Raw genomic sequence first — 9,795 nt, forward strand, 5'->3', positions numbered from 1 at the left:
GCGACGGTCAGCGACAAGGTCTACGGCATCGCCAACTTCGGCACGGTGACCGGCTTCGTCTACAACAAGAAGGTCTGGGCGGACGCCGGCGTCACCGAGTGGCCCAAGACCCCGGACGAGTTCGTTGCCGACCTGAAGGCCATCAAGGCCAAGGGCCAGGCGGTGCCGTACTACACCAACTACCACGACAGTTGGCCGCTGCGGCAGTGGACCGACGCGATCGGCGCGCCCAGCTGCAACGAGGGCGCCAAGGACGCGATGGCCACCACCGCGACCCCCTGGACCAGCGGCAACGACATCTACACCATCGACAGCCTGGTGTACTCGATCGTCAACCAGAAGCTGTCCGAGGACGACCCGACCACCACCAACTGGGACCAGTCAAAGGTGATGCTGGGCACCGGCAAGGTCGGCACGATGTACCTGGGCTCCTGGGCGATCTCGCAGATGCAGGACGCCGCGACCAAGGCCGGCGCCAGCCCGGACGACATCGGCTACATGCCCTTCCCGTCCACCTCGGGCAAGGCGTGCACGGTGCTGCAGCCGGACTACAAGTACGGCATCAACAAGCACTCCAAGAACCAGGAGGCCGCGCGGGCCTGGCTGGACTGGTACATCACCAAGTCCGGTGCGGCCCAGGCCGAGCAGGGCATCTCCTCGGTCAAGGGCACCGAACTGCCCGGCGCGCTCAAGCCGTTCGCCGACAAGGGCGTGCAGATGATCGGCCAGAAGCAGGACAAGTCCGCCACCGTCAAGAAGATCGACAAGGGCGCGGAGATCAACCTGGACGCCCCGGACTACCGGCAGAAGCTCGTGGACATCGCCCGCGGCGCGGCCTCCGGCGACCAGAACAGCTACTTCGCCGAGCTGAACAAGAAGTGGTCCGAAGCCCAGAAGACCGTCAACGGCTGACCCCACCGGTCGAGTTGACCGAGCGGCATGGCCACTGCCCACCGCCCCGAGGAGCAGGGGCAGGGCCGTGCCGCCCACCAGGTGTCAGGACTTGAGAAGGAACGGAAGATGACTGCACTGCAGAGGGACCGGGGTGCCGGAAAGCCCCCCGCGCAGGCCGAGGCCGGCGAGGCCGCCCCGGCCGACCGGCGCCGAGCTCCCCGGCGCAAGGCTCTGCGCCGCCACTGGTGGTTCACCCCCTGGCTGTACCTGGTGGTACCGCTGGTGTTCCTGGTGACGTTCACCTACCTGCCGATCGGCGACATGATCGGCTACAGCTTCACCGACTGGGACGGGATCAGCCCGGAGCGCAACAACGTCGGCCTGAAGAACTACACCGACCTGTTCACCCGGCCCGAGCTGTTCAAGGTGTTCCTGGTCTCCGGCGTCTACCTGATCGCCGCGGTGCTGCAGATCGCGCTGGCCCTGTACTTCGCCACCGTGCTGAGCTTCAACACCCGCTTCCGGAACCTGTTCAAGGGCATCCTGTTCTTCCCGTACCTGATCAACGGCGTCGCCATCGGGTTCGTCTTCCTGTTCTTCTTCCAGCCGCACGGCACCCTGGACTCGCTGCTGTCGATGATCGGCGTGCACGGCAAGCACCAGTGGCTCGGCGACCCGGACCTGGTCAACAAGTCGCTGGCCGGCGTGTCGGTCTGGCGCTACACCGGCCTGAACCTGGTGCTGTTCCTGGGCGCCATCCAGTCCATCCCGCCGCACCTGTACGAGGCCGCCGCGCTGGACGGCGCCAACCGCTGGCAGCAGTTCCGGCACATCATCGCGCCCAGCATCAAGCCGGTGATCAGCCTCAGCGCGATCCTCGCGGTCTCCGGCTCGCTCGCCGTCTTCGAGATCCCGTACATCATGACCGGCGGTTCCAACGGCTCGCAGACCTTCGTCATCCAGAGCATCAACATGGCGTTCAAGTTCGACAAGTTCGGTCTCGCCTCGGCCAGCGCCGTCGTGCTGATCATCCTGATCCTGATCGTCACCTGGATCCAGCGCCGCCTGGTGCCGGAGGAGAGGGTGGAACTGTCGTGACCACCAACGCCGTTACGAACAACCGTCGCCGCTTCCACGCCCGTTCCGCCGCCGCGTCCGGCGCCAAGTACCTCTCCCTGGTGCTGGCCAGCGCAGTCGTGCTGGTCCCGCTACTGGTGATCCTGTTCACCTCGCTGAAGACCCGCAAGGAGGCGCTGGGCACCGGGCCGCTCGACCTGCCCTCGAACTGGTTCAACTTCGAGAACTTCCGCATCGCCTTCACCCAGGGCCACATGATGCCGGCGTTCCTGAACACCGGGATCATCCTGCTGGTGTCCGTCACCGGCACCGTGGTGATCGGCTCGATGACCGCCTACGCGATCGACCGCTTCGAGTTCCGCTTCAAGGGCCTCGTGATGGGCGCCTTCCTGCTCGCCAGCCTCGTCCCCTCGGTCACCACCCAGGTCGCCACCTTCCAGATCGTCAACGAGCTCGGCGCGTTCAACACCCGCTGGGCGCCGATCCTGCTCTACCTGGGCACCGACATCATCTCGATCTACATCTTCCTGCAGTTCATCCGCTCCATCCCGGTCTCCCTCGACGAGGCGGCCCGCCTCGACGGCGCGAACTCGTTCACCATCTACTGGCGGATCATCCTGCCGATGCTCAAGCCGGCCATCGCCACCGTGGTGATCGTCAAGGGCGTCACGGTCTACAACGACTTCTTCATCCCGTTCCTGTACATGCCCTCCACCGACCTGGGCACCATCTCCACCTCGCTGTTCCGCTTCCAGGGCCCGTTCGGCGTCAACTGGGAGATCATCTCGGCCGGCGCCATCCTGGTCATCCTCCCCACCCTGATCGTCTTCCTCGCCCTGCAGCGCCTCATCTACGCCGGCTTCGCGGCCGGCTCCACCAAGTGAGCCGCCGCACCGGGGGGAACGGGCGGCGGCACCGCACCTGCGCCGCGGTGCCGCCGCACGGAGGCCCGGCGGGACGGGCGCACGGGGGAACGACCGGACGGGCCCGGGAAGCGGCGGGACGGGAACGGGAACGGGAGGTGGCGCGGTGAGCGGACGCATCACCATCCGGGAGGTCGCCGCCCTCGCCGGGGTCTCCGCCGGGGCCGTCTCGCTGGCCCTGAACGACCGGCCCGGGGTCTCCACCGCCACCCGGGAACGGATCCGGGCCGCCGCCGAACAACTCGGCTGGGTGCCCAGCCAGGCCGCCCGCAGCCTGGCCCGGCTCGCCCCCGGCAGCGACACCATCGGGCTGGTCATCACCCGCCCGGCCCGCCAACTCGGCCTGGAACCCTTCTACATGGAGTTCATCTCCGGGATCCAGAGCGTGCTGGAGGAACGCTCGGCCACCCTGCTGCTGCGCCTGGTCCGCGACCGGGAACAGGAGATCGCCGTGCACCGCACCTGGTGGCGCACCCGCCGGGTCAGCGGCTCCGTCCTGGTCGACCTCACCGAGGCCGACCCGCGGATCCCCGCCCTCGCCGCCCTCGGCATGCCGACCGTCGCGGCCGGCCACCCCGGCCTGGCCGGCGGCGAACTGGCCGCGGTGTGGACCGACGACTCGGCCGCCGTCGAGGACGCCGTCCGCTACCTCGCGATGCTCGGCCACCGCCGGATCGCCCGGGTCGGCGGCGCCCCCGACCTCGGCCACACCGCGATCCGCACCAGGGCGCTGGCCACCGTCGCCGAACAGCTCGGACTGGAGCCGCCGCGCAGCGTCCCCACCGACTTCTCCGGCCAGGCCGGTGCCCGCGCCACCCGGATGCTGCTCGCGTCCGCCAACCGCCCCACCGCGATCATCTACGACAACGACATCATGGCCGTCGCGGGCATCTCGGTCGCCGCCGAGTTCGGCCTGCACGTCCCCGCCGACCTGTCCCTGATCGCCTGGGACGACTCCCAGCTGTGCCGGCTCACCCACCCCGCGCTGTCTGCGATGAGCCACGACGTGCACGGGTACGGCGCGCTGGTCGCCCGCACCCTGTTCGACGTCATCGAGCACCGCGGCACGCCCGCCGGGCCGGCCCCCACCCCCGTGCTCGTCCCGCGCGGCAGCAGCGCCCCGCCCGCCACCCACTGACCGCAGCCCGCCCCGCCCGCAGACTCCCGGCCCGTCCCCGACTCCTTTTGAGGGTAAGGAAGTTCGGGGCCGGGCCGGGGCACCACCCTCCCGGAGCACCCCCGATGACCGCCGACCTGCTCGCCACCACCATCCGCCACTACGCCTGGGGCTCCACCACCGCCCTCGCCCAACTGGCCGGCCGCCCGCCCGGCGGCGAACCCGAGGCCGAACTCTGGATGGGCGCCCACCCCGGCGCCCCCTCCCGGATCGACCGCGGCCGCGGCCCCGAACCGCTCGACGCCGTCATCGCCCGCGACCCCGCCGCCGAACTCGGCCCCCGGGTCGCCGACCGCTTCGGGCCCCGACTGCCCTTCCTGCTCAAGGTGCTGGCCGCCGAACACGCCCTCTCCGTGCAGGTCCACCCGACCACCGCCCAGGCCGAAGCCGGGTACACCGCCGAGGACGCCGCCGGACTCCCGCTCGACGACCCCCGGCGGATCTACCGCGACCGCAGCCACAAACCCGAACTCATCTGCGCCCTGGGCGAGTTCGACGCCCTCTGCGGCTTCCGTGACCCGCGCGCCAGCGCCGAGCTCTGGCAGCGCCTCGACCTCCCCGCCCTCGCCCCCTGGATCGACACCCTGCGCACCGCCCCCGCCGAGACCGCCCTGCGCACCGTGCTGACCGCCGCTCTCGCCGACGACCGTGCCCGCGGCGAGCAGGCAGCCGCCGAGCTGCCCTCCGCGTTCAGGAAGTTGGCCGAGAGCGACGACCCGGACGCGGCGACCTGGACCGTCTACCTGGACGCCGCCCGGGACTACCCCGGCGACCCCGGCATCCTGGCCGCCATGCTGCTGGGCCACGTCCGGCTCAGCGCCGGCCAGGCCCTCTACCTCGACGCCCGCGTCCCGCACGCCTACCTGCGCGGACTCGGCGTCGAGATCATGGCCAACTCCGACAACGTGCTGCGCTGCGGACTCACCCCCAAGCACGTCGACACCGCCGCCCTCGCCGAGGTCGTCGACTTCCGCCCCACCGCCCCGTACCGCGCCCCCGCCGTCCCCGTCGGCCCCGGCGAACTCGAATTCCTCACCCCCGCCGCCGAGTTCACCCTCTCCCGGATCGAACTCGGCGACCCCGCCCCCGTCGTGATCGACGACGACGGCCCGCAACTGCTGCTCTGCGTCCGCGGCACCGTCCGCCTCCACGACGGACCCACCCTCGGACCCGGCGAGTGCGCGTACGTCCCCGCCGCGGGCGGACCACTGCGACTGGCCGGGGACGCGACGGTCTTCCGGGCGAAGGTGCCGCGCGGGCGGTGAACTCGGCGCGGACGGGCAGAAGCAGTACTGTCCGTTCCGCAGTTCCCGTCCGCCCGTCCGCCCGTCCGCCCGTCCGCCCGTCCGCCCGCCCGTCCGCCCGTTCGACTGTTCGCCCCCGACCCTCCGCCCGCCGCCCGAACCGCCCGCCGTCCGGTGACCGTCAACCCGGGCGGCGGGCACCGCACGTCCCGCCACACCCGAGGAGCCCGCATGCCGCCCGCCGCCACCGCCACCACCGTCCTGTTCCAGGGCGACAGCATCACCGACGCCGGACGCGACCGCACCCGCCCCGACCACCTCGGCCACGGCTACGCCGCGATGGCCGCCGCCGCCCTCCCCGGCACCCCCACCGTCCTCAACCGCGGCATCGCCGGAGACCGGATCACCGACCTGCGCGCCCGCTGGGACGAGGACACCCTCGCCCACCGCCCGCAACTCCTCTCCCTGCTCATCGGCGTCAACGACACCTGGCGCCGCTACGACAGCGGCCGGCCCAGCCCCGCCGACGCCTGGGAACACGAGTACCGCGCCCTGCTCGCCCGCCTGCACACCCACTGCGCGCCCCGGCTCGTCCTGATCGAACCCTTCCTCGTCCCCGTCACCCCCGCCCAGTGGACCTGGCGCGAGGACCTCGACCCGCGGATCCACGCCGTCCGCCGCCTCGCCGCCGAGCACGACGCCCTCCTGCTCGCCGCCGACGGCCTGCTCAACCAGGCCGCCCGCACCGCCGGTGACCCCACCCTGATCGCCGGCGACGGCGTCCACCCCACCCCCCTCGGCCACCGCCTGCTCGCCGACGCCTGGCTCGACCTGGTCACCGACGGGGCCTGACACCCCCGGCCGGCCGCTGCCGGCCCCGGGCTGGGCCGTCCGGCTTCCGTCCGGCTTCCGTCCGGGGTTCGGGCGGTTTTCGCGCGGCTCCGGCGCGGCTTCCGGTGCGTGGCCGGCGGCCGGAAGCGGACGGGGAGGGGCGGGCGTGTCGGGCGGGGTGGCGCGCGCACTATTCTCCCTGACATGACCAGCAGCCCCACCAGTAGTCTCCGCGGTGCCCGCCCGACCATGAAGGACGTCGCGGCCGCCGCCGGGGTCGGGCTGAAGACGGTCTCCCGGGTGGTGAACGGGGAGAGCGGCGTCACCCCCGAGATGGCCGCCCGGGTGCGGGCCGCGATCGAGGCGCTCGGCTTCCGGCGCAACGACAGCGCCCGGCTGCTGCGCACCGGCCGCACCGCCAGCGTCGCCCTGCTGCTGGAGGACATCAGCGACCCGTTCTCCTCCGCGCTCTCCCGCGCCGTCGAACAGGTCGCCGCCGCCGAGGGCTGCCTGCTGTTCACCGGCTCCAGCGGCGAACAGCCGCACCGCGAGAAGGAGTTGGCCCTCGCCTTCTGCGCCCGCCGGGTCGACGGACTGATCGTCGTCCCGGCCGGCCACGACCACGGCTACCTGCTGCCCGAGGTCGAGTCCGGCACCCCCGTGGTCTTCCTGGACCGCCCCGGCAGCATCGCCGCCGACGCCGTCCTCAGCGACAACGCCGGCGGCGCGAAGGCCGGCACCGCCCACCTGATCGCCCACGGCCACCGCCGGATCGGCTTCATCGGCGACCTTCCCACCATCCACACCGCCGCCGAGCGGGCCCGCGGCTACCGCGAGGCGATGGCCGAGGCCGGACTGCCCGTCGACGAGAAGTGGATCGACTGCGGCCCCACCGACCGGGCCCGGGTCGCCGCCGCCGTCCACCGCCTCACCACCGGCCCCGACGCCGTCACCGCCCTGTTCACCGCCAACAACCGGGTCACCCTCGCCGCCCTGCACCACCTCCCCGCTGCGGTCCGCCCCGCCCTGGTCGGCTTCGACGACCTCGAACTCGCCGACCTGCTCACCCCCGGCCTCACCGTCGTGGCCCAGGACCCGGTCGCCCTCGGCGCGCTCGCCGCCCGCCGGCTCTTCGACCGCATGGCGGGAGAAGCCTCGCCCCCGGCGCGGCTGGAGATCCCGACGCTGCTCATCCCGCGCGGCTCGGGGGAGACGCCTCCCGGCGGACACTGAGAGCAAGGGCGCGCGTCCAGGCACCCGGGGAACGGCGAGGCCGCGGCTGCCGGCGGTTCACCGCCGCCCAGCGCGTCTGCTTCTGGTCCTGTTACTGCACGCAGCAGCACGGACCTCCGATGGGCTCCGGCCGTCAGCAGCATCGACCCGCCGTTCCCCGAGCCCCTGACGGGGCCCATGCGCAGCACGGCCCCGCCGTTCGGAGCCGAGCCGATGTGCCGTTCGGCGGCGGGGACCTGACAGGATGGGGGCCCGCAGGTGGCGGGTGGGTGAGGGACGGGGTGAGCGGCAGGATGCAGCGCCGGGTGACGATCCGGGACGTGGCGGCGCGGGCCGGGGTGTCCGCGGGGGCGGTCTCGCTGGCCCTCAACGACCGGCCGGGGGTCTCCGACGCGACCCGGCGGCGGATCGTCGAGGCGGCCCGCGAGCTCGGCTGGTCACCGAACCTGGCGGCCCGCTCGCTCGCCCAGGGCGACCGGGTGCACACCGTCGGCATGGCGCTGACCCGGGGCGGGCCCGGGCTGGACCAGGTGCAGATGGCGCTGATCGGCGGCATCGAGCAGGTGCTCGCCGAGCGGCCGTGCGCGCTGCTGCTGCACAGCGTCCCGGACCGGGACGCGGAGATCGCGCTGTACCGGCAGTGGTGGCAGTCCGGGCGGGTGAACGGTTCGGTGCTGGTCGGGGTGGTCGCCGACGACCCCCGGCTGGAGCCGGTGCACAAGCTCGGGATGCCGGCCGTCGCGGTCAGCCAGCCCGCGCTGTCCGGCCCGTTCCCGGCGGTGTGGACGGACGACGCGGCTGCGATCGCCGAGGCCGTCCGCTACCTGGCCCTGCTCGGGCACCGCCGGATCGCCCACGTCACCGGCCCCGAGGCGCTCGGCCGCACGCTGCTGCGCGGGGACGCGTTCGCCGCCACCGCCGCCGAACTCCCGGCCGTCACGGCCCGCAGCCTGCCCACCGACCTGTCCGCGCCCGCCGGGGCCCGGGCCACCCGGACCCTGCTGACGGCCGCCGAGCGGCCCACCGCGATCGTCTACGACAACGACATCATGGCGGTCGCCGCGGTCGCCGTCGCCGAGGAGCTCGGCCTGCGCGTCCCGCAGGACGTCTCGCTGGTCGCCTGGGACGACTCCGACCTGTGCCGGATCACCCGCCCGCAGCTCTCCGCGCTCAGCCACGACCCGTTCGCGGTCGGCGAGGAGGTGGCCCGCTGCCTGCTGGAACTCATCGACGAGGGCCGCGCCCCGTCCCGCCCGGCTGGCACCCCGGTGCTCGTCCCGCGCGGCAGCACCGGCCCCGCCGCGCCCTGAACCGGCTGCCCGCCGGGCATACCTGGCTGACGGACGACGGCGGGCACGGGACGTTGGCAGGCTGAGACCGGCTGGAGCGCTCGCGCAGCGCGCGGCCACGGCGCGGCAGGTGGAGCAGTTGCGGACGCGGATCGTCGGCAGCGCCCGCCGCCGTCCGACGGTGCGGCCCTCGCGGCGTTCCGTGCGGGGTTCCGCGCCCGGACGCCGGGCCGGGGTTCAGGTGCGCAGCAGGGCGAGGGCCAGGGTGCGGGCCCGGTAGTCGTCGCGGCCGCCACCGGTGCGGCCGAGCAGGGCGGGGAGGCCCTCGGGGAGCAGGCGGCGCGGGGCGAAGGCCAGGCCGCGCAGGAACGGGCGGGCCTCCGCCGGGAGCCGGGGGAGGGCGGCGAGCAGCGGCAGGGCGCGCAACACGGCTCTGGCCGGGTCGAGTTCGGCGATCAGGTCGGCGGCGGGCAGGCCGGGGGAGCCGGTGATCCGGCGGTGGGCCCCGGCGGCGGCGATCCGGTGTTCGGGGCGGCGGTCGGCGAGCAGCGGGGTGATCAGCGGCAGCAGCGGTGCGGCGGCGGGCCCCAGCGGCTCCAACTCGGCGATTGCGGCCAGGGGTTGGGGGCCGGTCAGGAGTTCCGGGAAGACCCGCAGGGCCGGCGCCGGGTCCCCGGTCAGCCGGTAGTGGGCGGCGGTGGCGCCGCGCGCAGCGTTCCGTCCTCGGCGGTGGCCGACTCGCTCAGCAGGGCGGCGAGTTCGGGGGTGGCGGTGGCGGTGCGGCCGAGTGTCCGGGCGGCCCGGGCGGCGGCCCGGCCCGCGCGCAGGCAGGCGGTCAGTTCGGGGGTGCCGCCGCCGATCGCGCCGAGTGCGTCGACGAGCGTCCGGCTGGTGAACTCGTCCGGGCCGGAGGCGAGTTGCCGGGCGATCAGGACGCGCAGCCGGGGGCGGGCGGTGGCGGGCAGCAGGTCGAGGGCGCGCGGGTCGCGGGCCCGGACCAGGGCTAGTGCCGCGTCAGGCAGCCTTTGCCGTGAAGGAGCGGCGTCCGGTGCGTGCTGTCGGCGTGCCGGCCGGAAGCCCTCGTACTGGATGTACTTGGGTTTTCGGCCGGTGCGGCGAGAGTGCGT

9 protein-coding genes and 1 pseudogene are annotated in these 9,795 nt (G+C 73.5%); 8 read left to right on the top strand and 2 right to left on the bottom strand.

The features are described 5' to 3' along the window. The 8 genes from ACWEO5_RS36585 to ACWEO5_RS36620 all read left to right on the top strand — a co-directional run. A partial coding sequence (locus tag ACWEO5_RS36585) for an extracellular solute-binding protein (RefSeq protein WP_452166418.1) occupies positions 1–912 on the top strand: 912 nt, incomplete at its 5' end. 108 nt (positions 913–1,020) lie between these two features. Beyond that, positions 1,021–1,992 carry a carbohydrate ABC transporter permease gene (locus ACWEO5_RS36590; RefSeq protein ID WP_452166419.1) on the top strand — a complete coding sequence of 324 codons (972 nt, stop codon included), beginning with the start codon at positions 1,021–1,023 and terminating at the stop codon, positions 1,990–1,992. A gap of 77 nt (positions 1,993–2,069) precedes the next feature. After that, positions 2,070–2,855 carry a carbohydrate ABC transporter permease gene (locus ACWEO5_RS36595; RefSeq protein ID WP_452166425.1) on the top strand — a complete coding sequence of 262 codons (786 nt, stop codon included), beginning with the start codon at positions 2,070–2,072 and terminating at the stop codon, positions 2,853–2,855. A 145-nt stretch (positions 2,856–3,000) separates the two neighbouring features. Next, the gene (locus ACWEO5_RS36600; protein WP_452166420.1) at positions 3,001–4,032 is read left to right on the top strand and encodes a LacI family DNA-binding transcriptional regulator; all 1,032 of its coding nucleotides are present in this window, start codon (positions 3,001–3,003) and stop codon (positions 4,030–4,032) included. Between the two features lie 104 nt (positions 4,033–4,136). Continuing rightward, positions 4,137–5,336 carry a mannose-6-phosphate isomerase, class I gene (manA, locus tag ACWEO5_RS36605; RefSeq protein WP_452166421.1) on the top strand — a complete coding sequence of 400 codons (1,200 nt, stop codon included), beginning with the start codon at positions 4,137–4,139 and terminating at the stop codon, positions 5,334–5,336. Between the two features lie 210 nt (positions 5,337–5,546). Then, entirely contained in the window at positions 5,547–6,167 is a 621-nt protein-coding gene (locus tag ACWEO5_RS36610) for a GDSL-type esterase/lipase family protein (protein ID WP_452166422.1), read from the top strand. A gap of 183 nt (positions 6,168–6,350) precedes the next feature. Further along, the gene (locus tag ACWEO5_RS36615) at positions 6,351–7,379 is read left to right on the top strand and encodes a LacI family DNA-binding transcriptional regulator (protein ID WP_452166423.1); all 1,029 of its coding nucleotides are present in this window, start codon (positions 6,351–6,353) and stop codon (positions 7,377–7,379) included. Between the two features lie 293 nt (positions 7,380–7,672). Next, positions 7,673–8,689 (top strand): LacI family DNA-binding transcriptional regulator, encoded by a 1,017-nt coding sequence (locus ACWEO5_RS36620; RefSeq protein WP_452166426.1) that lies wholly within the window; start codon positions 7,673–7,675, stop codon positions 8,687–8,689. Positions 8,690–8,905: 216 nt separating this feature from the next. Here ACWEO5_RS36620 and ACWEO5_RS36625 read toward each other — a convergent pair whose 3' ends face one another. Continuing rightward, positions 8,906–9,268 carry a hypothetical protein gene (locus ACWEO5_RS36625; protein WP_452166424.1) on the bottom strand — a complete coding sequence of 121 codons (363 nt, stop codon included), beginning with the start codon at positions 9,266–9,268 and terminating at the stop codon, positions 8,906–8,908. 77 nt (positions 9,269–9,345) lie between these two features. Continuing rightward, positions 9,346–9,795: pseudogene (locus ACWEO5_RS36630) on the bottom strand (hypothetical protein); the annotation flags it as partial.

The sequence above is a fragment of the Kitasatospora sp. NPDC004272 genome (assembly GCF_053603035.1).